At 70.8% G+C, this 21,987-nt stretch carries 19 protein-coding genes; 3 read left to right on the forward strand and 16 right to left on the reverse strand.

Features of this window, described 5'->3' with window-relative positions; genetic code table 11:
• Positions 1-122 precede the first annotated feature (122 nt).
• Both EJ913_RS28825 and EJ913_RS28830 read right to left on the reverse strand, forming a co-directional pair.
• Positions 123-2,273, reverse strand: coding sequence for a tetratricopeptide repeat protein (locus tag EJ913_RS28825; protein WP_127004474.1), 2,151 nt, complete (start codon positions 2,271-2,273; stop codon positions 123-125).
• Positions 2,270-3,742 (reverse strand): tetratricopeptide repeat protein, encoded by a 1,473-nt coding sequence (locus EJ913_RS28830; protein WP_127004476.1) that lies wholly within the window; start codon positions 3,740-3,742, stop codon positions 2,270-2,272. The genes EJ913_RS28825 and EJ913_RS28830 overlap by 4 nt, the downstream gene beginning before the upstream one ends.
• A 69-nt stretch (positions 3,743-3,811) precedes the next feature.
• Here EJ913_RS28830 and EJ913_RS28835 point away from each other — a divergent pair, with 69 nt between their 5' ends.
• A complete protein-coding gene (locus tag EJ913_RS28835; RefSeq protein ID WP_127004478.1) occupies positions 3,812-4,144 on the forward strand; it encodes a DUF1491 family protein in 333 nt (110 codons plus the stop codon).
• A 16-nt stretch (positions 4,145-4,160) separates the two neighbouring features.
• On the opposite strand, the gene EJ913_RS28840 is transcribed toward EJ913_RS28835, so the two are convergent.
• The 14 genes from EJ913_RS28840 to EJ913_RS28905 form a co-directional block, all read right to left on the reverse strand.
• Positions 4,161-6,599: an ATP-binding protein gene (locus tag EJ913_RS28840; protein WP_127004480.1), complete on the reverse strand. Its 2,439-nt coding sequence runs from the start codon at positions 6,597-6,599 to the stop codon at positions 4,161-4,163.
• 5 nt (positions 6,600-6,604) lie between these two features.
• The gene (locus tag EJ913_RS28845) at positions 6,605-8,155 is read right to left on the reverse strand and encodes a bifunctional metallophosphatase/5'-nucleotidase (protein ID WP_127004482.1); all 1,551 of its coding nucleotides are present in this window, start codon (positions 8,153-8,155) and stop codon (positions 6,605-6,607) included.
• Between the two features lie 99 nt (positions 8,156-8,254).
• Positions 8,255-9,085: a metallophosphoesterase family protein gene (locus EJ913_RS28850; RefSeq protein ID WP_127004484.1), complete on the reverse strand. Its 831-nt coding sequence runs from the start codon at positions 9,083-9,085 to the stop codon at positions 8,255-8,257.
• Positions 9,082-10,278 carry a carboxylate--amine ligase gene (locus EJ913_RS28855; RefSeq protein WP_127004486.1) on the reverse strand — a complete coding sequence of 399 codons (1,197 nt, stop codon included), beginning with the start codon at positions 10,276-10,278 and terminating at the stop codon, positions 9,082-9,084. The genes EJ913_RS28850 and EJ913_RS28855 overlap by 4 nt, the downstream gene beginning before the upstream one ends.
• A gap of 17 nt (positions 10,279-10,295) precedes the next feature.
• A complete protein-coding gene (locus EJ913_RS28860) occupies positions 10,296-11,489 on the reverse strand; it encodes a GNAT family N-acetyltransferase (protein WP_127004488.1) in 1,194 nt (397 codons plus the stop codon).
• 175 nt (positions 11,490-11,664) lie between these two features.
• Positions 11,665-12,783 carry a pyrroloquinoline quinone biosynthesis protein PqqE gene (gene pqqE / locus EJ913_RS28865; protein WP_127004490.1) on the reverse strand — a complete coding sequence of 373 codons (1,119 nt, stop codon included), beginning with the start codon at positions 12,781-12,783 and terminating at the stop codon, positions 11,665-11,667.
• Complete coding sequence (gene pqqD / locus EJ913_RS28870; protein ID WP_238521473.1) at positions 12,780-13,088, reverse strand: pyrroloquinoline quinone biosynthesis peptide chaperone PqqD; 309 nt, start codon at positions 13,086-13,088, stop codon at positions 12,780-12,782. The genes pqqE and pqqD overlap by 4 nt, the downstream gene beginning before the upstream one ends.
• A complete protein-coding gene (gene pqqC, locus EJ913_RS28875; protein ID WP_127004492.1) occupies positions 13,085-13,861 on the reverse strand; it encodes a pyrroloquinoline-quinone synthase PqqC in 777 nt (258 codons plus the stop codon). Before pqqC ends, pqqD begins: the two co-directional genes overlap by 4 nt.
• Positions 13,858-14,790 (reverse strand): pyrroloquinoline quinone biosynthesis protein PqqB, encoded by a 933-nt coding sequence (gene pqqB / locus EJ913_RS28880; RefSeq protein ID WP_127004494.1) that lies wholly within the window; start codon positions 14,788-14,790, stop codon positions 13,858-13,860. Before pqqB ends, pqqC begins: the two co-directional genes overlap by 4 nt.
• A 100-nt stretch (positions 14,791-14,890) precedes the next feature.
• Positions 14,891-15,007, reverse strand: coding sequence for a pyrroloquinoline quinone precursor peptide PqqA (gene pqqA, locus EJ913_RS28885; RefSeq protein ID WP_238521471.1), 117 nt, complete (start codon positions 15,005-15,007; stop codon positions 14,891-14,893).
• Positions 15,008-15,077: 70 nt separating this feature from the next.
• Positions 15,078-15,644, reverse strand: coding sequence for a rhodanese-like domain-containing protein (locus tag EJ913_RS28890; RefSeq protein WP_127004496.1), 567 nt, complete (start codon positions 15,642-15,644; stop codon positions 15,078-15,080).
• Positions 15,645-15,695: 51 nt separating this feature from the next.
• Positions 15,696-16,361: a response regulator gene (locus EJ913_RS28895; RefSeq protein ID WP_127004498.1), complete on the reverse strand. Its 666-nt coding sequence runs from the start codon at positions 16,359-16,361 to the stop codon at positions 15,696-15,698.
• A 159-nt stretch (positions 16,362-16,520) separates the two neighbouring features.
• A complete protein-coding gene (pedF, locus tag EJ913_RS28900; RefSeq protein WP_127004500.1) occupies positions 16,521-16,976 on the reverse strand; it encodes a cytochrome c-550 PedF in 456 nt (151 codons plus the stop codon).
• Positions 16,977-17,114: 138 nt separating this feature from the next.
• The gene (locus EJ913_RS28905; protein WP_127004502.1) at positions 17,115-18,011 is read right to left on the reverse strand and encodes an SIS domain-containing protein; all 897 of its coding nucleotides are present in this window, start codon (positions 18,009-18,011) and stop codon (positions 17,115-17,117) included.
• Between the two features lie 336 nt (positions 18,012-18,347).
• Here EJ913_RS28905 and edd point away from each other — a divergent pair, with 336 nt between their 5' ends.
• Both edd and zwf read left to right on the forward strand, forming a co-directional pair.
• Positions 18,348-20,198: a phosphogluconate dehydratase gene (gene edd / locus EJ913_RS28910; RefSeq protein WP_127004504.1), complete on the forward strand. Its 1,851-nt coding sequence runs from the start codon at positions 18,348-18,350 to the stop codon at positions 20,196-20,198.
• A 148-nt stretch (positions 20,199-20,346) separates the two neighbouring features.
• Positions 20,347-21,855 carry a glucose-6-phosphate dehydrogenase gene (gene zwf, locus EJ913_RS28915; RefSeq protein ID WP_127004506.1) on the forward strand — a complete coding sequence of 503 codons (1,509 nt, stop codon included), beginning with the start codon at positions 20,347-20,349 and terminating at the stop codon, positions 21,853-21,855.
• Positions 21,856-21,987: the final 132 nt, after the last annotated feature.

Consider the following 21,987-nt stretch of genomic DNA (forward strand, 5'->3'; position numbering starts at 1 on the left):
TGTTTTTCTGGAGATTTCCCAGTGATGCGGTGGGGGGTGCCAGATTCTGCCGGGCACTGGGAAAGTTTCGCCTAGTGGCCGGCGGGGGGCGGGGGCAGAAAGCTCCCGTCCCTGCGCCGGGTTCAACGTGCGGCGAAGCGGTCCGCCAGTTCGCGGCCGTAGGCGAGGAGTTGTTCGGCGGCGGCGTGGCGGGCGTCGACGGCGGCGAACAGACGGCGGGCCTGTGCGGACTCCGCCCGGTGGAAATCGGGGTCGCGGCACAGGCGCTCCGCCCGCGCGACGAAGTCGTCCAGGCTGTCCACGCCGTGCGCCGGGCCGACAATGGCCGCCACGTCGCCCTGGGCCAGCGTGACCACCGGCACCCCGTCGGCCAGCGCGTAGGCGGCGCTGCCGCCGCCGCCCTGGCGGGGCGGGTTCAGATAGGCGCCGGCCAGCCGGTACAGCGCCCGGATCTCGGGCACGTAGCCAAGGATGTGCAGCCGGCCGGCGTTGCGCGTCTTGGCAAGGCGGTCGGGCAGGCTTATGACCGGGCCGGCGAAGGCGATTCGGACGCCGGGGCAGCGGTCGAGGATCCGGTCCAGCCGGTCGAGAAAGGCGGGGGTGACCTCGTCGTCCAGCCGTCCGCCCACCACGGTGAACAGGAAGCCGTCCTCGGGCAAGCCGAAGGCGGCGCGGCTGGCGCCCTGCGCCTCCGGCGGAGCGGAATAACCGAAGACGAAGGGGCGGTGGCGTTCGGCGAAGGGCGCGCGGTACTCCTCCGGCAGCCCGGCGGTGGGGTCGCCGCCGTCGAAGCTCAGCACGATGTCGGCCAGCGAGCAGGTCGCCCCGCTGGTCGTCGGGATGCACAGGGTCGGGCGCACTCCGGCGAACAGGTCGGCGGCGAGCACCGATCCGCCGAAGGACAGGACCAGATCGGGGTCGAAGCCCTCGACGGCGTCGACGAGGCCGTGGATCTTGGTCTCGGTCAGGGTGGGCTCGACCGAGGACCAGGTCCGCACCGTGGCGCCGTTCTCGGTCACCGCGACCGGGCCGGCGAGGCTGGGCGTCACCATCGCCTGGAAGGAGGGAACGAAGGCGGTGACCAGGGCGGCGGGCATCAGGTTGCCGTTCACCAGCAGCACCGCGCAGCCGAAATCGTCCTGGAGCCGCCGCGCGTAGTCGAAGGCGTCGCGCGAGGGCTGGTGCATCGGCTGCGTGAACTGGTTGGTCACGAGGACGATGCGGTGCGGGGGGCCCGGCCGGGGCCGGAAGGGCTTCGGCGCCACCGCGCAGCGGCGCTTCACCTCGCGCAGGATCCAGCGGTAGAAGCGCGGCAGGTCGCCGGCCGTGAAGGCGACGAGCCGGGTGGCGAGGGGGCGGCCGAGGAAGACCTGCCGGCTGATCGACCAGTAGACGGCCTGGGCGACGGCGAGCGGCCAGTCGGCGCCGTGCGCCGTCACGGTGTGGATCAGCCGCTCGTAATGGATGAGATCGCCGCTGAGCCGGAACTGCGCCGAGGCGTCCAGGATCGGGTCCCCGCAGAGCGGCTCCTCCTCCAGCGCGTCGAGGATGGCGCGCGGCGCGGCCGGCTGGCCGTTCAGCAACGTCGCGCAGAGCTGCTCGATCACCGCCAGCCGCTCCGGCCCGCCCGGCGTGCGGCACTGCGCGCGCAGGTCGCGCAGGAGGAGCGCCGTCCAGTCGGCGGCTTGCGGGGCGGGCTCCAGCGACGGTTCCGGCGGGGTGGGAAGGGCGTCCCGCCGCTGCCGGGCGTCGGCGTGGGCCGGGTCGCGGCGCAGGCATTCGTCCAGGGCGTCCCGCGCCTCGGCCACCCGCCCCAGGGTTTCCAGTGCCAACCCCAGCCCATGCCACGCCGGGGCGGATTCGGCGTCGCGGGCCAGCGCCCGGCGGAAGCTGTCGGCGGCGGCGTCCGCGTTGCCGCGCGCCAGCTCGACCACGCCGAGGTTGCGGTGGGCGTCGGCGAAATCGGGGTCCAGGCCGATGGCGCGGGCGTGGCTCTCGGCCGCGCGGTCGAGCGCGCCGGTGACGCGGAGCGCCTCGCCGAGGTTGCTGTGGTAGGCCGGGTTGCGGTCGTCCAACGCGATGGCGCGGCCGATGACGTCGATGGCCGTCGCAGGGTCGCCGGTCTGGTAGGCGATCACCCCGATCAGGTGGACCGCGTCGGCGTTGGCCCGGTCGAGCGCCAGCACCTGCCGGTAGAGCGCCAGCGCGCCCTGGAGGTCGCCCCGCTGGTGCGCCGTCAGTCCCTGGTCCAGCAGCGAAGCGCCAGCGTTCATGGGGCCTGCTCGCGACGGGTTTTCGCCGCCTTGTTCGCCATCGCCTTGAGGACGGACGCGACGGTGCCGAGAGTCGTGGACCAGTCGCCGGGGCGCGGCTGGCGGAACAGGCGCAGCGACGGGTACCAGGGGCTGTCGGCGCGGTCGAGCAGCCAGCGCCAGTCGGGCGCGTAGGGAAGCAGCAGCCAAGCCGGCACGCCCATCGCGCCGGCCAGATGCACGATGGCGGTGTCCACCGTAATCAGCAGGTCGAGGTTGGCGAGGATGGCGGCGGTGTCGGCGAAGTCGCGGACGCTCCCAATCAGGTCTTCCGGGATCCCGCCCGGCAGCCGCGTCCGATCGCCGCGCGCGTCGCCGGTTTGCAGGCTGACGAAACGCACCCCCGGCACCGCCAGCAGCGGGCGCAGGGCCGCGATGGGCAGGGAGCGGTTGCGGTCGTTGCGGTGGCGCGGGTTGCCGGCCCAGACCAGCCCAACCCGCAAACCTTCCGGCTCGGCAGTGGAGCCGGCGGTCAGCCGGTCGCGCCAGCGATTGGTGTCGCCGCGTTCCGGATTGAGGTAAGGGACGCTGGCGGGAAGGCTCGCCAGATCGCTGCCGAAGGCGCGCGGCAGGCTCATCAGCGGGCAATGGACGTCGTGCGGCGGCGGTTCCGGCCCACGCACCAGAACCTGGATCGACGGGTCGAGGCTGCCGAACAGCCGGAACAGCAAAGGGTGGGTCTCCACGATCACCCGCCCGCCGGCCCGCGCCACCAGCGGGGCGTAGCGGACGAACTGCATGGCGTCGCCGAAGCCCTGGTCCATGTGCAGCAGGATGGCGGCGCCGTTCAGCGGCTCCCCGCGCCAGGGCGGCGTCGCGAACCGGTGCCAGCGGTGTTCGAAGCCGTCCCAGCCGTTGCGCAGGTCGCCCTGCACCAGCCGTCCGACCGCGCGGGCCAGATGCGCGCCGGAATGGGACGGCTGCCGGGCCAGCACGGCGTCGAAGCAGACCTCCGCGTCGGCGAAGCGGCGCTGGTCGCGCAGCACGGTGCCGAGGTTGAGCAGCGTCTCCGCGTGGCCGGCCCGTAGGGCCAGCGCGCGGGTCAGCCAGACGCGAGCCTGCGGGTAGCGCGCCAGCCCGTGCAGGGCCGCGCCCAGCGCCTCCAGCCCGTCGGCCGAGGCCGGGTCGAGCGCCAAGGCGCGGCGCAGCGTTTCATCGGCCTCCTCCAACCGGTCGGCGGCCTTCAGGGCGCCGCCCAGATGCGCCCAGGGCTGGGCAGCCATCGGACGGAGCCGGATGGAGCGGGCGACCGAGGCGACCGCCGCCGCCGGGGCACCGCGCTGGGCGTGCAGCACCCCGTACAGGTGCAGCGCGTCGGGCTGCGCCGGATCGACGCCCAGGATCAGCCGGTAATGCCGCTCCGCCGCGTCGGTCCGTCCGGCCATGTGGTGGTTGACGGCGGCGTCCAGAGCGTCCAGGAGTGTGCTCATCCTTCTTCTCTACACCGGCCGTGCCCGGTTGGGCGAGGGGTGCTTTGCCACAGGGTGGGACGCACGAGCATGGACGACCGGTTGCCGACGCATCTCTGGGTCATGGGCCACATCCGGGCGGCCGACGCGCAGGGCGTGCCGATGATGGTGCTGCGCAAGGGCGACCCCAGCCGGGGCACGGTGATCCTGAAGCTGAACCGGCTCGACCGCAGCTTCACCGTGCTGGTGCAGACCCGCGAGGACGAGAAGCTGTTCTGGTCGCGCGGCACCGGCCCCGACCCGGTGGCGGAGGCCGACGCCGACGCCTACATCGCCCGCCAGACCCGCTACGATCCCGACGTTTGGGTGATCGAGATCGAGGACCGCCAAGGTCGCCACTGGTTCGAGGGCCCCGTCCGCTGAGCCGTGCGCCGAGGTGTCAGCCCGTCGTCACGCGCGGGAAGCGCAGCGTGAAGCGGGAGCCCTCGCCCGGCTCGCTGGTCACCGCGATGGAGCCGTGCAGGCGGCCGGTGACGAGGTTGTAGACGATGTGCAGCCCCAGCCCGCTGCCGCCGCTGCCCCGGCGCGTGGTGAAGAAGGGGTCGAAGATCTTCGGCACCACGTCCTCCGGGATGCCGAGCCCGTCGTCGGCGACCGACAGCTCCACCGTGTCGCTATCCACGGCACGAGCGGCGATGGTGATCAGGCCCGGCCGGGCCGGATCCAGCGCGTGGATCAGCGCGTTCATGACGAGGTTGGTCAGGATCTGCGACAGGGCGCCGGGGTAGCCGTCGATCTCGATCTCCTGCGGGCAGTCGAGCGCGATGGTCAGCCCGGCGCGCGTCTTGTAGGTCGGGTGCAGGCTGCGCAGCAGCTCCTCGATGTACTCCTTCAGCAGGAACACCCGGCGCTCGTCGCTCGACTGGTCGACGGCGACCAGCTTGAAGCTCTGCACCAGATTGGCGGCGCGGCTGCTGTTGGACAGGATCAGGTTCGCCATCTCCTGCCCGTCGCTGACGAAGCGCAGGAAATCGGACTTCTTCAGCGTGGCCGCCCCGTGCTGCCGCCCCAACTCCTCGATCATCGCCTGCAACTGCGAGGCGCCGGTGATGGTGATGCCGATGGGGGTGTTGACCTCGTGCGCCACCCCGGCGACCAACTGCCCGAGCGAGGCCATCTTCTCGGCCTGGATCAGGCTGGCCTGGGTGGTCCGCAGGGCGTCGAGCGCGCGTTCGGCGTCGTCGCGCGAGCGGCGCAGCGCCTCCTCGGCCTCCACCTCGCGGGTGACGTCCACCACCACCGCCTGGACGGCCGGGCCGTCCATCCAATCGACCCGGCGGCCGGTCAGCTCCACCCACAGCCAGGCGCCGTCGGGGCGTTGGGCGCGGATGCGGCGGCGGCCGGTCGGCAGGCCGGTGCTCAGCAGATATTCGTAGTTGTCGATCAGTTGCTGCCGTTCCTCGGTCGGGACCAGCGCCAGCAGGGAGGGGAGGGCCAGCACGTCGGCGACCGCCACCCCGAACATGGTGGCGAAGGAGTCGTTGACGAAGACCGCGCGGAAGTCGCGGTGGATGATGGTTCCCTGGATCGACCCCTCGACGAGGCTGCGGAACCGCCGCTCGTTGTCGGCGAGGTCGCGCTGGCGCCGGTCGATCTCGTCGATGAAGAAGCGGATGGACGCGCCGATGTCGGTGATCTCGTCGTCGCCGTCGACCGGGACGGCGATCTCGCTTCCCGCCCCCGACAGCCGCGCGACCACCGCCCGGTTCAGCGCCACCAGCCGCGAGGAGAGGAAGCGGCGGAACACGAAATAGACGCCGACCGCCAGCAGGATCGAGGCGCCGGCCAGCATCATCACCGCCCGCGTCCGCTCGGCGATCAGGGCCGCCAACGCGCCGGTGCGCTCGGCGGACTGCTCGCGGATCGAATCGTAGAGGGCGCGGGTCGAGCGGTCGATGGTCTCGACCAGCACGCTGGCCTGTGCCGTCAGGGCCTGGGCGCGGTTGCGCGCCTGGAGCCGCTCGGCCGCGCTCTCGAACAGCCCGCCGGGGGCGATCAGCAGGGAGAACAGCTCCTCCTGCAGGCTGGCCATCGCGGTGCCGGCCGATCCGGGCGTGGTGCCGGCGATCGACCCCAGTTCGGCCAAGGTGCGTTCCGCCGCCCGCTGCTCCCCCTTCAGGCGGCTGAGATGCTCCAGTTGGATCGAGCCGGCGGCGCGCGCCATCAGGGCGCCGACGCGGACGGCCCAAGGGCCGGCCTGCGCGCCGGGCAGTTGCTCCAGCGTGTCGGACAGGCGGCCCAAACCGCGTGCGGCCTCCGTTTGGCGTTCGCCGTTCTCGATCTGGCGGGTCACCTCGGCGTTCAGGTCGGCGACGGTCGCGGCCAGGATCAGCAGGGTCGAGCGGGCTTGCTCCAGCAGTTGGGCGTCGCCGTTTCCGGCCGGCGGCGAATCCTTCCCCGCTCCCTGGGCCAGCAGGCCGTGCATGCGGGCGACCAGGAGCTGCATGGAGTCCAGCTCGGTGACGAGGCCGGCGTAGATCGAGCGGCGCTGCGGGGTGGAGGTGGCGCCCGCCAACTGCGGTAGCTGCGCCACCAGCTTTTGCAGGGAGCCGTGCAGCTCGGCGCTGGTGATGACCTCCGGCAGGGTGTTGGCGGACAGCGCCGACACCTCGGCGCGGAAGAGGCGGAAGGACGACATCGACACGCCGCCGATCAGCACGACCAGCAGCGCCATCACCGAGAGGCCGAGCGAGATCCGCAAGGCGATGCCGAGGCGGCGGCGCCGCGGCGGCGGCGGCCGTTCGGCCGGGGCGGAGCGACGGTGCGCCAGCGGTGCCGGGGCCTGCGCCGGATCACGGGCCTGTGCGACGAGGGTCATGGCCGTTACCGCTTCACCGTCATCCGCCCGTCGAGACGGGGGGCGAAGACCCCGGTCCGCGCGATGTGGGCGATGAGTTGGGTGGATATGAAATCGGCGTCGCGATCCTCGACCAGCCGGGGAGCCGTGCTCAGCACGGCGTAGCCGTCGCCGCCGCCGGCCAGGAAGCTGCTGGTCGCCAGCCGATAGCGCGCCTTGCGGTCGACCGGGGCGCCGCCGACGCCGAGTTCCTGCACGCGCTGGCCGGGCGGTCTCGCCGGATCGACCACGACGCGGGCGTTCGACAGATGGGGAAAGCGGCCCTGCGCCTGCTCCACCGCCGCGACCCCGCTTTCGACCGCGTCCCACAACTGCTGCCCGGTCACCTCCAGCACGACGCCGACGTCGTGGTAGGGCAGCTCGGTGTAGATGTCGCGCCGGGTCAGGGTGGCGCCGTCGGCGTAGTGCCGGTCGCCCCGGATGCCGCCGCCGTTGTAGAGCGCGATGTCGGCGTCGAGCGCGTCCCGCAGGGTGTCGGCCACGGCGTTGGCGAAGGCGTTCTCGCCGCCCCGCACGGCCTCGCGCCGGGTGTCGAGGGTGCCGTCAAGCCGTCCGACCTCCATGCTCAGCATGGAATCGAGCCGCGCGGCGTAGGCCTTGGCGCGGGCCTCCATGGCCGGGTCGGGGGTGACGGCGGCGCTGTCGATGACGCGCGGTTCCGGCGACCAGACCACGCGGGTGGCGCCGCGCGCGTCCGTCTGGCGGTCGATGGTGACGTCCAACGCCAGCACCCAGGCGGCCTGCGGGGCGACGGTGGCCGACAGGAAGCGCCCGTCATACTCGACGCCGATGGTCCGGCCGCGGTCCTGGTAGAGCACGATGTCGGCCGGGCGGGCGGCGATCACGCTGCGGTGGGTGTCGCCGGCGTTGCCGGTCATCGCCACCACCAGATCGACGCCGGCCGCGCGCATCGCCTGCGCCTTGGCCGCCAGCGCCGCCACCGGATCGCGGAATTCGGTGCGTGGCGCGCGGGCGGTCTCCTTGGTCAGCATCGGCGTTCCGGCCAGCACGCCGACGCGGTAGGGACCGGCCTTGAGAACGATGGAGTCTTCGAGACCGTCGAGCGGTTTGCCCGTCGCGCGGTCGACCGCGTTGGTCGTCACGATGGGGAAGCCGGCCTCGAAGGCACGGGTCATCAGCCGGTCGTCGCCGTGGTGGAACTCGCGGTTGAGCGCGGCCATCGCGTCGATGCCCATGCCGTTCAGCAGGTCGACGATGTGGGCGCCCTGGTCGTAGAAGGCCAGCACCGACGGGGACAGCGTCTGCCCGCCGTGCAGGACCAGCAGCGTTCCGCGCTCGGCCCGTTCCTTGCGGATCAGGGCGGCCAGACGGGCCATGCCGCCGCGCCCCTGGGCTTCCTCGAGCTCGGTGGTGCCCTGGGTGTAGAGGATGGTGAAGCGGAAGGGTTCGGCATGGGCGGTCACCGCCATCATCAGGGTCGCCATCAGCATGGCGGCACCGATCAGCAGCGTAGCGGCAAGGCCCGCAAGGCGAACCCGTCCTTTGCCCCACCCCATGCCCTTGTCTTCCCTCCCGAACGGCAGCCCTTCCGGCTGAACGCGCCGATTATGCGCGTTTGCACGCCGGTGTTGAAGCAAAGCCGCGTTACGGGTTTGTCATACGGCCGAGGATCGGCGGGGAAGCGCGCGCTTCAACCATTCGTACAGGCCGAGGGAGCGCAGAATTCCGATCAGGCGCATCCGGACCGGCGCCGGAACTCCGGCGAAGCGCGGCGCCAGCCCGGCCCGCCGGGTCTTCGCCAAGGTGGCGCGCCGGTTGTAGGCGACCCGGCGGAAGGCGATCCGGTTGTGGACGGTGTCGAGCAGGGCGAAGGTTGCCCGGCTGTCGGTGCCGCGCGGCTCCCCGACCGTGCCGGGATTGACCAGATGCAGCGCGTCGGGGCGCAGGGTGACCGTGTCGCCCTCCAACGGGCGAAGGACGCCGTCGCGGCGCTCCCAGACGCCCGCGCGATGGGTGTGGCCGAAGGCGCAGATCCGCGCGCCGGACGGGTGCCGGGCCAGCGCGTCGAGGCTCAAGCCCCGCTTGGCGTCGTCGTCGAGCCGCACCAATTCGCAGCCCTGCTCCGGATGGAGCGCGCCGTGGACCGCCACCAGGGCGTTGCCGACGACGGCCTTCAGCGGCAGGCCGGACAGGAAGGCATGGCTGTCCTCGCCCAGCCTCGGCCGGGTCCACGCGATGGCGCGGGCGGCGGGGCCGCTGAAGCCCTCCGTCCCGATGGCGCCGGTGGCCGCCCGGTCGTGGTTGCCGGCGATGCAGAGGGCATCCGCGTCGCGCAGCAGGGCGATGCAGGCGTCGATTTCGGTGTTGTAGCCGACGATGTCGCCCAGGCAGACGATGCGGTCGGCGCCCTCGGCCGCGACGGCGTCGAGCACCGCGCGCAACGCCTCGACGTTGGCGTGGATGTCGGAGATGAGGGCGATCCTCACGACTTCGCCCAGCCGGTGGGTTGCGCGGCGCCTTTGTTGGACGGCAGCAGCCGGGCCAGCTTCGGGCGCAGGAAGGGCATGGGGTCGTCGGCGACGATGGCCTTGGCCTCGCAGCGGGCGACCCAGGCGAGCCACTCCAGCGTCGGCACCCCGGCCTTGCGCGCCGCCATCCGGTCCTTGCTGATGTGGCACCAGCAGGCGCCGGGCCGGGCGACCGCCGGGGCGGGGCGGGGGGCGCCGGTCAGGTCGGCGTGGACGATGGCCGGCAGGTTGACCCCGGCGACCGCGCCCAGATGATGCCACAGGTTGAAGCGGGGGTTGACCTCCAGCAGGTGGAGCCCGCCATCCGGCGCGCGCTTGAAGTCGAACTTGGCGACGCCGCGCAGGCCCATCCGGGCGGAGAGATCGCGGCCGAGCGCCGCGACGTCGGCGCCCTCGCCTTGGCTGTCGGTGATGGTCAGCGCCGTGCTGTGGCCGTAATCGGCGGGATAGGTGCGGATCTTGCGGCCGGTGAACTCCCCGGCGACCGCGCCGTCCGCGTCGATGTAGACGTGGTAGCTTTCGATCCTGGTTTCGGGGCCGGGAATCAGCTCCTGCGCCAGCAGGTCGATGCCGACCGGGATCAGGCGAGGCCACAGCGCCCGCAGTTCGGCCGGGCTGTCGATGCGGATCGCCTTGCCCAGCCCTTCGATGGAGTCCCAGGGCGGGCGGCGGGTCAGCGGCTTGACGATCAGCGGGTAGCGCAGGTCGAGCTCCGGCGCCTCCGATCCGGGGCCTGGGCGCAGGCGGCGGGTGCGCGGCACCGGCAGGTCGAGCGCCTCGGCCAGGGCCTGGAAGCGGGCCTTGTCGACCAGCGTTTCGACCAGTTCGGCATCGGCCAGCGTGAAGCGGAAGGCGCGGGCCAGCCGGTCGCGGTGGCGCGAAACCATGAGGAGCTGTGAATCCTCCTCGAAATACAGAACCGGTCGCTCGGGCTGGGACAGGCCGAAGCGCAGCAACGCTTCGACCAGCGCGTCCTCGCCGCCGGAGTCCGGCGTCCAGGGCAGCACCGTTTCGGTGAAGCGCGAATAGGCGGTGGCGCCGCCGGGCGGCGTCACCACGGCGCAGCGGATGCCGGCCAGACCGAGCGGCCGGACCAGATCCATGTCGCCCAGCACGCAGGCCGCCGGGCCGGTCTTCTTCGATGCCGTCATGGCCGTTTTCCTCCCCCTCAGGAACCCTTGGCGGGCGCGGCCCAGCCGCGCATCGACCGCTTCACCGTCTCGGCCAGCGCGCCGCGCGTCTGGCGCCATTGCGCGTCGAGCCGCCGGCTCAGCCGGTCCGGTCCGAGCACCAGCCAGTTCATCGGCTGTTCGGCGTTGGCGAGCAGCGGCTTGTGCCCGGCCGCCGTGGACATGAAGTCGTAGCAGCCCTCGCCGCGCCTTAGGCTGTCCTCGATGGCCAGCACATGGCTCAGCAGGCCCGGTTTCAGCCGGTTGTCCTGCTCGAAGGCGAAGCCGCCCTGGTAGTTCATCACCCGGTTGCGGTGGACCATGTTGTAGAGATAGCCAATCGGCGCATCCCCGGCGCTGACGCGGCAGATGCGGATGGCGCCGCTCGGCACCCCGGCGGCGATCAGCCGCTCGTGGAAGGGGCGAAAGGCCGGGTTGGCGAAGGCCCCGGATTCGCCGCGCGCCTGCCAGCTCGCTTGGTGCAGAACCTCCATGGAGGCGAAATCGTCCAACGCCTCGGCCACGCTGCCGGCGACGCGGTAGTTCAGCTCGCCGCGCTCGCGGTAGAGGCGTTCGGCGCGGTTGACGGCGGCACGGGTGCTCTTGCCAAGCCCGGCGCGGTAGGAGGAAGCGCCGGCGGCCCGCACGCGATCCAGATCGACCCATTGGGTGGTGTCGGCCATGCGGATCTGCACGCTGTGGCCGGTCTGCGCGGCGACCCGGCGGGCCGCGCCCTCCGCTGTGTCGGTCAGGCCGCCCAGCACCAACTCGTCGGAGCGGGTCAGCCGCTCCCCCAGCCAGCGCAGGGAGGCGGTCGTCACGGCGTCCGCGTGGCGCCGGTCGGCCAGGATGCCGTTGTATTCCATGAACAGCCGGTCGAAGATCCGGTCGCCGGTCTCGTGCAGCATCCAGCAGCGGGTGCGCAGCAGGCCGAAGCGCCAGACCACGCGCGGGCACAGCACCGCCAGCCCGACCACCACGCCGTCGCGCCGCGCGGTCAGCAGATGCGGGCGGGCGGCGGGCGGCAGCAGGGCGAGCCAATGGCCGATCCACAGCCAGGACAGGAAGAAGGACCCGTCGGCCCGCGCTTCCAGATCGCTCCAGATGGGGGCCAGACCGTCGATGCGGTCGAGCGGGGTCAGTTGGACATCGATGGCGGCGCCGTCAGGGTCGGTCAGTGGCCGGAAGGTCATTGGCGCGGCGTCTCCAGAGAGGTGCGTCTCTGTCTGAAACAACGCGGCCTGTCTGGCGCCGGGTTCCTATCGCGGAGGGGATGTCCTTCGGGGCCGCCGGGGGGCTTCAGGGTGCTCCGCTTGAGCCCGCCGCTCCTTGGCGAGAGAACTTAGGAGGGATGACGGAATAGGGAGGTCATAGACCCCGGTAACGCCATTCCGTTCCCAGCGCCGCCGCGTCGCGGTCGCGCAGGGCCACCACCGCCTCGTGGGCGGAGGAGCGCTCGCACACCGGGTCGGCGGCGTCGGCGTCTCCCGCCAGCGCCAGGGCTTGGCAGCGGCAGCCGCCCCAATCCTCCTCCTTGTGGTCGCAGGACTGGCAGGGCTGCGGCATCCAGGCGGTGCCCCGGTAGCGGGCGAAGGCCGGGCCGTCGGTCCAGATCGCCGACAGGCTGCGGTCGAACACCGTTTCGAAGGTCAGGCCCGGAATCGTCTCCGCCGCGTGGCAGGGCAGCACGCGGCCGCGCGGGGTGACGTTCATGAAGCGCCGCGCCCAGCCGCCCATGCAGGATTTCGGGCGGCGGGCGTAATAATCGGGGACCACGTAATCGACGACGATCCGTCCGGCGAGGCCGGGCAGCCGGGCGCGCACGGCGGCGTCCATCGCCAGCAGTTGCTCGCGCGACGGCATCAGGGCGGCGCGGTTCTCCAGCGCCCAGCCGTAATACTGCACGTTGGCGATCTCGATCCGCCCGGCGCCGAGATCCATCGCCAGATCGATGAACGCGTTCACCCGTTCGATGTTGTGGCGGTGAAGCACGGCGTTGACGGTCAGCGCCAGCCCTTCGGCCACCACCATGCGGGCGACATCGAGCTTGCGCGCGTGGCCGCCGCGAAAGCCGCCGATCCGGTCGGCCCCGGCCGCTTCGGTGTCCTGGAGGCTGATCTGGACGTGCTGCAAACCGGCGGCCTTCAACCGTTTCAGCCGGGCCTCGTCAAGCAGCACGGCCGAGGTGATGAGGTTGCTGTACAGCCCGATGCCGGTGGCGTGGGCGACCAGCTCCTCCAGATCCTTGCGGACGCAGGGCTCCCCGCCGGAGAAATGCACCTGGAGCGCCCCCACGTCGGCGGCTTCCTCCAGCACGCGGATCCAGGTCGCGGTGTCCAACTCGGCGCTCGACGGCTCGAGCGCGGTCGGGTTGGAGCAGTAGGGACAGCGCAGCGGGCAGCGGTGCGTCAGCTCCATCAGGACCGCGAAGGGCGGGGCCGGGGCGTCGGCGCGCGTCGGCGCGAAGGCGGGCAGGGCGCAGCTCATGTCACGAGATACCCCTTGTTGCGCAGGTCGGTCAGCAGTTCGAGAACGTCGGCGGATATTTCTTCGCGCGGGGCGTCGTATTCCGCCGCCAGCCGGTCGATGGCGATCTCCACGGCGTCTCCACCGGTGCCGGCGCGGACGACGGCGAGCGCCAGCTCGTCCAACACCAGCAGCCTTTCCGGCGCCATCAGCATCCACTGGTCGCGCAGGCGGTCGTGGCGCAGCATGACGCCGGGGGCGAGCCGCACCCGGTCGGTTTCGGCGATCCCCGTCACGGGCGCACCGCTGTCGGCGGTCCCGGTCAACGGCGGTACTCGGTCGGCCGCATGTCGGCGGGGACGAAGGCGCCGGGCGGGATCAGGTTCGGCGTGACGTAGGCGTGGTGCAGCGCGTCCAACTGCGCCCACAGCAGCTCCGTCTTGAAGCGCAGGGCGCGCAGGCATTGCCGCTGCTGCTCGGCGGTGCGGGCGTTCGTCAGCACGTAGTTCAGGCCGAACTCCACGTCGCGCGGCGCCTCGTCCAGCCGCTTGCGGAAATAGGAAAGGGTGCTGTCGTTGGCGAAGGCGTAGTTCTTCTCGAAGCCGGCGATGCGCTCGCGGTGGATCGAGGGGGCGAACAGCTCGGTCAGGGAGGAGGCGACGGCCTCCAGCAGCGAATGGTCGCGCACGAAGTTGACGTAGGCGTCCACCGCGTAGCGGGTCGCCGGCAGGATACCCTCCAGCGAGATCACGTAGTCGCGGTCCAGCCCCAGCCCATCGGTCAGGCGCAGCCAGCGCTCGATGCCGCCGACCTTGCCCTCGTCCGGCTGGCCGTGGTCGTTCAGCCCGTCATGGTCGAGCACCCGCTGCATCCAGGCGCGGCGCAGCTTGGGATCGTCCATCCGCGACATGATGGTCAGATCCTTGCGCGGGATCGACACCTGATAATAGAAGCGGTTCAGCGCCCAGGCCTGTATCTGGCCCTTCTCCAACTGGCCGCCGTGGAGCTGCTGGTGGAAGGGGTGGAGGTCGTGGTACTGCCGTTCGCCGATGGCGTGCAGGGCGTCGCGGAAGGCGTCAACCGACAGAAACTCGCTCATAGCGTCAGCTCCAGCCCGTCATGGGCAATGTGCCATCCCGCCGCTTCCGCTTTCCGCCGTTCGGGCGAATCCTCCAGCAGCGCGGGGTTGGTGTTGTTGATGTGGATGTAGATCTTGGTCGCCACGTTCAGGGGGGCGAAGGCGGCGAGGCTTCCCTCCGGCCCGGACATCGCCATGTGGCCCATGCGGGCCGCCGTCTTCACCCCGGTGCCGGTGCGGACCATCTCGTCGTCGGTCCAGGTGGTGCCGTCGAACAGGACCAGCGGCGCGCCGTAGAGCCGGTCGGCCAGCCAACCGGGCAGGGCGGCGCAGCCGGGAATGTAGAACAGGCCGTCGCTGGAACCGTCGGTCGGCCGGATGCGGAGCGCGACCGTGTCCTCGGCGACCGAGCCGAAGGACGGGCCGGCGGTCTCGTCCTCCAGATAGAGCGCGACCTTGCCGGGGACGGCGAAGGCCTCGACCTCCAGCCCCAGCGGGCGGCCGTCGGCGCCGGCCGGCTGGAAGGGCGTGCCCAGGCTCATCGGGCGGCGTTGCACCAGGGCCGGATTCAGCACGTTGAAGACGGAGTTGGCGGACAGCACGCCGTGGACGCGGGGCGTGGCGTAGACCGCGAAGGGGTGGGATTCGCGCAACGTGAGAAGCCCCGCCACATGGTCGATGTCGGCGTTGGTCAGCACGGCGGCGGCGATGGGGTTGCCGCGCGTGGCGCCCTTCGGGTGCAGGGCGGGCGAGGCCAGCAGTTGCGCCCCCAGGTCGGGCGAGGCGTTCAGCAGGATCCAGTCATTGCCGTCGGCGCTGACCGCCAGCGAGGATTGCGTGCGCGGCTTGGCCGCCGGGTCGCCGGAACGGGCGCGGCGGCACCCCTCGCAGGCGCAGTTCCATTGCGGAAAGCCGCCGCCGGCCGCCGAGCCGAGAACGAGGATTTTCATGGGCCGGCCTTCTGCGCGAAGAGGGGAGAGACGATCGGTTTTGTGGAAAGACGGACGCCGCCTTGCGGGGGGCGGCGTCCGTCGCTTCCGCCGGTCCGGCTTACAGCGCGGCGCAGGCGTAGGCGTTGATCTCCGTGCCGACGGCGATCTCGGTGGTCTTCGGTTTGCGCCAGGTCTTCATCGCTTGTTCTCCCAGTGGCTGACTGTTGTGGACCAAGATGATTGGCCGGTGGTCAGAGTAACGGGCCTGGGAGGGCGCCCGCCATGATACCATGGTCCAATACCGGCTAGGGCGCCGGTTGTGGACCGGGCAGAGGGTTCGCGTCTTCCGTCGGCAGCCCGGCTTCCGCCCAGCCATCGACACCCGCCGGGTACCAATGCACGCGGGTGTATCCAAGCAACACCGCGCGCTTCGCCGTGTTCCATGACAGCCAGCAATCCGACAGACAATAAAACAGCAACCCGTGCGCCCGGTCGCCGCCGGTCAGCCGTTCCAGATGCCGCGCGAACCAGTCGAGCGTCGCCGGATCGGGCGCGCCCAAGCCCACGTTGGGCAGCCAGACGCTGCCGGGGATCTGGCGGAACGGCTTGGACAGCAGCCAGGGCGCGCCGGGCAACGAACTGCGGTCGAGCTTCTGGACGTAGATCGGAAGGGCTCCGCCGCGCTCCAGCAGGGCGCGCACGGCCCCGGTGTCGAGCGTGGTGGCGCCGGCGAGACCGGGCGGGGTGGGGGCGCGGTAGTCCGTCAGGCGGAAGCCCGCCGGCTCCTCCACCGGAATCTCCGGCGGGGCGGCGCGAAGCGGCGCCGCCAGGAGCAGCCCGGCGGCGAGCAGGGTCGCGAGGATCGGTGTCATCGGATGGTCCCGTGGAAGGGGTGGTCCTGGGGCGGGCGTTCCCGCCGGCCCTCAGCGCCGCCCCGTCAGCGCCCGGTTGGCCAGCACCCGGTTGGCGATGACCACCGCCTGGGTCCGGCTGTAGACCTTCAGCTTTTGCAGGATGGCGGAGACATGCGCCTTCACCGTGGTTTCGGTGATGCTGAGGTCGAAGGCGATTTCCTTGTTCAGCTTGCCGGTGCCGAGCATTTCCAGCACCCTCAGCTGCTGCGCGGTCAGGGTGGCGATGCGGCGCGCGATGTCGGCGGTCTCCGCATCCTCGGCATCCTCCGCGCAAGCATCGTCCTCGGCCTGCGGGGGGAGGTAGACCTCGCCGTTCAGAATCTGGCGCAACGCCGCCGCGATGGCGTCGCGCGGGGTGGATTTTGGGATGAAGCCGGCGGCCCCGCTCTCGATGGCCTCGCGGACCATGCGACGCTCCTCATGCGCCGAGACGACCACGACCGGCGTGGCGGGAAAGCGCTGGCGCAGGGTGCGCAGGCCGCCCAGCCCGTTCATGCCGGGCATGTTCACGTCGAGAAGGACCAGATCCAGATCGCCGCGCTCCTCCAGCGTCCGCATCACGGCGTCCAGCCCGTCGGCCTCCGTCACGTCGGTGGCTTGGCAGGAATAGAGCACCGCGTTGCGCAGGGCGTCGCGCACCATCGGGTGGTCGTCGGCGATCAGGATCCGGGTCATGGCCTGCGGCTCCCATGGAGGCGGCGGAGGGCGTGTTCGGTTGGGAGCTTGCCCGATGATGGAAGACACCCCATCGCCAGTGTGGCAGAAGCGCTCGTGGCGCGGCAACCGCTACGATGGGCGGATTGTTAGGTGTGCGAACGTGTCGCAGGCCGGGCGTCAGTCGGCGTGGACGGTTTCCAGCCAGCTGCGGATCGCCCACAGCGCCTCCTGGCCCAGCGCCTCGCCGAAACGCGGCATGTAGGTGACGCCGTTGCGGACCGATCCGTTGATGACGCGCTCCTTGAACCATTCGTCGCCGCTGTCCCCGGCCTCCAGATAGCGCAGATCGGGGGCGATGCCGCCGGACACCGCGCCCAGCCCATGGCAGCGCGCGCAGTTCTGGTTGAAGGCCGAGGCGCCGATCTCGATGGCGCGGGAATTGCCGCGGAAGGGGTTCGCATCCTTCCAGGTCTCGCCCAGCTTGTCGAGGCCGGTGGTGTCCACCGGCTGCGGGGTCATGTCGCCATGGGCGAAAGCGGGGGCGGAAGCGGCGACGCCGGCGAGCGCGAGGCCGGCGAGGACGAGCGCGCGCAGGCGGCGGTTGGTGCGGCGGTTGGTGCGGGCGAGCGGCATTGGGCGATCCTCATCCTAGGCAACGGTGTCGCCCGGCTTGTGCGGGCTGTGTTGCGGTGGAGGATACCCATCGTTCGGACGCGCAATAATTGGACGATGGTACAAGGATCGGGGTGGGGCGCTGGACCGCCCTCTTGGTCAATGGTCGGATGACGGTTGCGGCAGGTCGGAGGAGGGGGCCGGCGCGCGGCTGGCGTTGACGGCGGCCTTGACCTTGGCGAGGTGCTGGACGGCGGGATCGCCCAGCCGCAGGGCAACGCCGGTGGACAGCACGTCGATCAACGTCAGATGGACCAATCGCGAGGCCATCGGCGTGTACATCTCGGTGTCCTCGACCGGCTGGCTGGGGATGGCGACGCTGGCGATCCGGGCCAGCGCGGAGTCGGGCGCCGTGACCGCCACCACCGCCGTGCCCTGCGCCCGCGCGGCGGCGGCCAGATCGTTGACGGCGCCGCTGCGCCCGGTGTTGGAAATGGCGAGCAGGACCCCGCGCTCTCCCAGATTGAGCAGCAGCATGCGGGCCAGAATCGGGTCGGAGCAGGCCTGCGCGTCGGCCCCGAAGCGCAACAGCTTGTGCGCGGCGTCCTGCGCCAGCGCCCCCGACGCGCCGGCTCCCACGCAGAGCACGCGCGGCGCGTCGGCCAGCAGGGCGATGGCCGACGCCAGCGCGGATTCGTCGAGCAGGGCGGCGGCGGCGGTCAGAGCGGCGGCGCTCGATGAAAAGATTTTTCGCGCCAACGTGCCGACACCGTCTTCGGGCGCGACATCCTGGCTGACATAGGGTGTTCCGCCGCTGCGGGCTTGGCACTCGGCCAATCGCAGCTTGAAATCCGGGAAGCCGGCGCAGCCGACGCTTCGGCAGAAACGGACAACGGTCGCCTCGCTGACGCCGGCGCTGTGGGCGAGGGTGGTGACGTTCTGCTCCAGCACCGCGCGCGGCTCGGCCAGCACCAGGGCGGCAACCTGCGCCTCCGATTTCTTCAGGCCGGAACGCAGGCGGCGGATGTCGTCGAGAATGTCGATGGAGCGGGACATGCCGTGGATTATGGCGAATTTTTTCTCCAAATGCGAGAGTGAGGAGATTGTTTGGTGAATTCTGTCGGGGATGAGCACGGACGAGACGGCTCCGGATCAAGGCCGTGCCAGTTCATCCCTTTGAGATAAAACATAAATTTTCCAGGAATTTTACCGATCCGTGTGCGTTCCCGCTCGAATCCATGCTCGTCCGTGTCAAAAGGATTGTCTGTCGCCCGCGATGCCCTGCACAGCTGCCGACCTTTTCATGAAATTTTTTTTCTTTTCAGCGTCCAGCCCCAAGCGTATGGTTGGACCAGGAAAACATCGCTCCCCTCCAGCGGTTGAGTCCCCATCATGACCAAGCCCCTGAACGACACCGTCGCCCGCGTGACCGAGCGCATCGCCGAGCGCAGCCGCGACAGCCGCGCCGCCTATCTCTCCCGGCTCGACACGGCCAGCGGCAAGCCGCGCCGGCAGAAGCTGGGATGCGCCAACCTCGCCCACGCCTTCGCCGCCTGCCCGGCGGACGACAAGGCGGGCTTGCGCGGCGACGTGAAGCCGTCCATCGGCATCGTCACCGCCTTCAACGACATGCTGTCGGCCCACCAGCCCTACGAACGCTACCCGGCCTTCATCAAGGAGTCGGTCCGCGCGGTGGGCGGCGTCGCGCAGGTGGCGGGCGGCGTGCCGGCGATGTGCGACGGCGTGACCCAGGGCTACGAGGGGATGGAGCTGTCGCTGTTCAGCCGCGACGTCATCGCGCTGGCGACCGGCGTCGCCCTGTCGCACGCGACCTTCGATGGCGTCCTCTGCCTGGGCATCTGCGACAAGATCGTGCCCGGCCTGATGATCGGCGCGCTCACCTTCGGCCATCTGCCGACGATCTTCGTACCCGCCGGTCCGATGCCGTCCGGCCTGTCCAACGCCGACAAGGCGAAGGCTCGCCAACTCTACGCCCAGGGCAAGGTCGGCCGCGAGGAGTTGCTGGAGGCGGAATCCCAATCCTACCACGCGCCGGGCACCTGCACCTTCTACGGCACCGCCAACACCAACCAGATGCTGATGGAGATCATGGGCCTGCACCTGCCGGGCGCCAGCTTTGTCAACCCGAACACGCCGTTGCGCGAGGCGCTGACCGACGCGGCGGCGCGACGGGTGGTGGCGATGACCGCGCCGAACGGGGGCATCCCCATCGGGCGGATCGTGGACGAGCGCGCGATGGTCAATGGCATCGTCGGCCTGCTGGCGACCGGCGGCTCGACCAACCACACCCTGCACATCCCGGCCATCGCGGCGGCGGCGGGCATCCAGCTGAGCTGGCAGGACTTCTCCGACCTGTCGGCGGCGGTGCCGCTGCTGGCCCGCGTCTACCCGAACGGCTCGGCCGACGTGAACCGCTTCCATCAGGCCGGCGGCATGCCTTTCGTCATCGGACAGTTGCTCGACGCCGGGCTGCTCCACGCGGACGTGGCGACCGTTCTGGAGGAGGGCGGTCTGGAGCCCTACCGCTCCATGCCGGAACTGGCCGGCGAAAGCGGGCTGACTTGGCGCGCTTCGGCGACGGACCAGAGCGGCGACCCCTCGGTGGTCGCCACCATCGCGACGCCTTTCGCGGCGGAGGGCGGCCTGCGCGTGCTGGACGGGAATCTCGGGCGCGGCGTCATCAAGATCTCGGCGGTCAAGCCGGAACACCGCCTCGTCGAGGCCCCGGCCCGCGTCTTCGATACCCAGGAGGCGGTTCAGGTCGCCTTCCGCGCCGGGGAGTTGGACCGCGATGTGGTCGTCGTCGTCCGCTACCAGGGGCCGGGCGCCAACGGCATGCCCGAGTTGCACAAGCTGACGCCGCCGCTGGGCGTGGTGCAGGACAAGGGCTTCAAGGTCGCCCTGGTGACCGACGGCCGCATGTCGGGCGCCTCGGGCAAGGTCCCGGCGGCGATCCATGTGACGCCGGAGGTCAAGTCGGGCGGGCCGCTGGGCCGCCTGCGCGACGGCGACCTCATCCGACTGGACGCCGAGGCCGGAACGCTGGAGGCGCTGGTCGACGCGGCCGAATGGGAAAGCCGGGGAGCCCCCCCGCCGCCCAGCGAGGATGCCGAACACGGCTGCGGCCGCGAGCTGTTCGGCCTGTTCCGTGGCGCCGTCAGCGGTGCCGAGGCCGGCGCGTCGGTCTTCCAGTTCCCCGGTCAAAGTCCCGGAAAGGCTTGAAATCCAGGCCGGATTCGCCGATGCGGTTGTCGCCGCAACGGCGCTGTGTCACGATGCCGCACAGGTGTCGGTGGTGACGCGCGCCGCCTTCCAGACCCCGCCGACCCTGGGTCGGCCCGCCGCAACCGAAATGGAAAGCCGACCGCCGATGCCGCATCCCCGCACCGCTCCCGCCGCTTCGCTGCCCGCCTTCGACTACACGGTGTTCGGCGGCACCGGCGATCTGGCCTTGCGCAAACTGTTGCCGGCCTTGTATCTGCGCGACCGCGCGGGGCAGGTGGCGGCCGGCAGCCGGATCATCGCGGTCTCGCGCAGCGCGCTGACCCCGTCCGACTACCGCGCCAAGGCCGACACGGCGATCCGCCGCCATGTGGCGGCCGACGAACTCGACGAGGGACTGCTCGACCGCTTCCTCGGGCGTCTGGATTACGTGTCGGTGGACGCGACCTCCGACTCCGGCTGGAGCGAACTGGCCGGACGGCTGGAAGGACGCGACGAGCCGGTGCGGATCTTCTACCTCGCCACCTCGCCCAGCCTGTTCGGCCCGATCTGCGACCGTCTGCGCTCGGCCGGTCTGGTGACGCCGGACGCGCGCGTGGTGCTGGAAAAGCCGATCGGCCGTGACCTCGACTCCGCCCGTGAGATCAACGAACAGGTCGGCGCCGTCTTCGCCGAGCCGCAGATTTACCGAATCGACCATTACCTGGGAAAGGAGACGGTGCAGAACCTGCTGGCCCTGCGCTTCGCCAATTCCCTGTTCGAGCCGTTGTGGAACGCCAACCACATCGACCACGTTCAGATCACCGTCGCCGAGACGGTTGGGGTGGAGGGGCGCGGCGACTATTACGACCATTCCGGCGCGCTGCGCGACATGGTGCAGAACCACCTGCTCCAACTTGTCTGTCTGGTTGGCATGGAGTGCCCGATCTCGCTGGCGCAGGAATCGGTGCGCGACGAGAAGCTGAAGGTTCTGCGCTCGCTGAAACCCATCGAGCAGGACGACATTGCGACCTGCACCGTGCGCGGCCAATACCGCGCGGGGGCCGTGGCCGGTGGGGCGGTGCCCGCCTACGCCGACGAACCGGGCATCCCCGCCGGCAGCGGCACCGAGACCTTCGTGGCCCTGAAGGTGGAAATCGACAACTGGCGCTGGGCCCGGGTTCCCTTCTACCTGCGCACCGGCAAACGTCTTCCGGCCAAGATGTCGGAGATCGTCATCCAGTTCCGCCCGATCCCGCACTCTATCTTTCCGCAGACCGCCGGCGAGTTGCAGGCCAACCGCCTGATCGTCCGCCTGCAACCGGACGAGAGCATCCGTCTGCATCTGATGACGAAGGAACCCGGCCCCGGCGGCATGCGCGTCCGCCCGGCGCCGCTGAACCTTAGCTTCGCCGAAACCTTCGGCGGCCGCTTCCCCGACGCCTACGAGCGGCTGCTGATGGACGTCGTCCGCGGCAACCCCACCCTGTTCATGCGCCGCGACGAGGTCGAGGCCGCGTGGCAATGGGCCGAGGCGATTCTGGAGGGATGGAAAGCCCGCCGCGAGCAACCGAAGCCCTACATCGCCGGCACCTGGGGACCGTCGCAAGCCATCGCCCTGATCGAGCGCGACGGCCGTACCTGGCATGAGGACGAGATCCCCAGCGCCGCCTTCTGATCGGTGCTTCCGCAGAAAAATGCGATGAGGACGAAAAAAGCGCTTGCGGGGTCGAGGCTCCCCGCCTATAAAGCGCCTCCCGACGCGAACGACGCCGACGCGGTCCAGACGGACGGCCGGCAACGAAGCGAA

The sequence above is a fragment of the Azospirillum doebereinerae genome (assembly GCF_003989665.1).
Taxonomy (GTDB): domain Bacteria; phylum Pseudomonadota; class Alphaproteobacteria; order Azospirillales; family Azospirillaceae; genus Azospirillum; species Azospirillum doebereinerae.

What these genes read in the sequence shown, in the direction of transcription:
- pqqC (WP_127004492.1), bottom strand. Translation starts at nt 13,861, where the DNA reads ATGAGCGAGTTTCTGTCGGTTGACGCCTTCCGCGACGCCCTGCACGCC.
- edd (WP_127004504.1), top strand. Translation starts at nt 18,348, where the DNA reads ATGACCAAGCCCCTGAACGACACCGTCGCCCGCGTGACCGAGCGCATC.
- zwf (WP_127004506.1), top strand. Translation starts at nt 20,347, where the DNA reads ATGCCGCATCCCCGCACCGCTCCCGCCGCTTCGCTGCCCGCCTTCGAC.
- EJ913_RS28845 (WP_127004482.1), bottom strand. Translation starts at nt 8,155, where the DNA reads ATGGGGTGGGGCAAAGGACGGGTTCGCCTTGCGGGCCTTGCCGCTACG.
- EJ913_RS28825 (WP_127004474.1), bottom strand. Translation starts at nt 2,273, where the DNA reads ATGAACGCTGGCGCTTCGCTGCTGGACCAGGGACTGACGGCGCACCAG.
- pqqE (WP_127004490.1), bottom strand. Translation starts at nt 12,783, where the DNA reads ATGAGCTGCGCCCTGCCCGCCTTCGCGCCGACGCGCGCCGACGCCCCG.
- EJ913_RS28840 (WP_127004480.1), bottom strand. Translation starts at nt 6,599, where the DNA reads ATGACCCTCGTCGCACAGGCCCGTGATCCGGCGCAGGCCCCGGCACCG.
- EJ913_RS28855 (WP_127004486.1), bottom strand. Translation starts at nt 10,278, where the DNA reads ATGACGGCATCGAAGAAGACCGGCCCGGCGGCCTGCGTGCTGGGCGAC.
- EJ913_RS28895 (WP_127004498.1), bottom strand. Translation starts at nt 16,361, where the DNA reads ATGACCCGGATCCTGATCGCCGACGACCACCCGATGGTGCGCGACGCC.
- pqqB (WP_127004494.1), bottom strand. Translation starts at nt 14,790, where the DNA reads ATGAAAATCCTCGTTCTCGGCTCGGCGGCCGGCGGCGGCTTTCCGCAA.
- pedF (WP_127004500.1), bottom strand. Translation starts at nt 16,976, where the DNA reads ATGCCGCTCGCCCGCACCAACCGCCGCACCAACCGCCGCCTGCGCGCG.
- EJ913_RS28835 (WP_127004478.1), top strand. Translation starts at nt 3,812, where the DNA reads ATGGACGACCGGTTGCCGACGCATCTCTGGGTCATGGGCCACATCCGG.
- EJ913_RS28860 (WP_127004488.1), bottom strand. Translation starts at nt 11,489, where the DNA reads ATGACCTTCCGGCCACTGACCGACCCTGACGGCGCCGCCATCGATGTC.
- EJ913_RS28830 (WP_127004476.1), bottom strand. Translation starts at nt 3,742, where the DNA reads ATGAGCACACTCCTGGACGCTCTGGACGCCGCCGTCAACCACCACATG.
- EJ913_RS28890 (WP_127004496.1), bottom strand. Translation starts at nt 15,644, where the DNA reads ATGACACCGATCCTCGCGACCCTGCTCGCCGCCGGGCTGCTCCTGGCG.
- EJ913_RS28905 (WP_127004502.1), bottom strand. Translation starts at nt 18,011, where the DNA reads ATGTCCCGCTCCATCGACATTCTCGACGACATCCGCCGCCTGCGTTCC.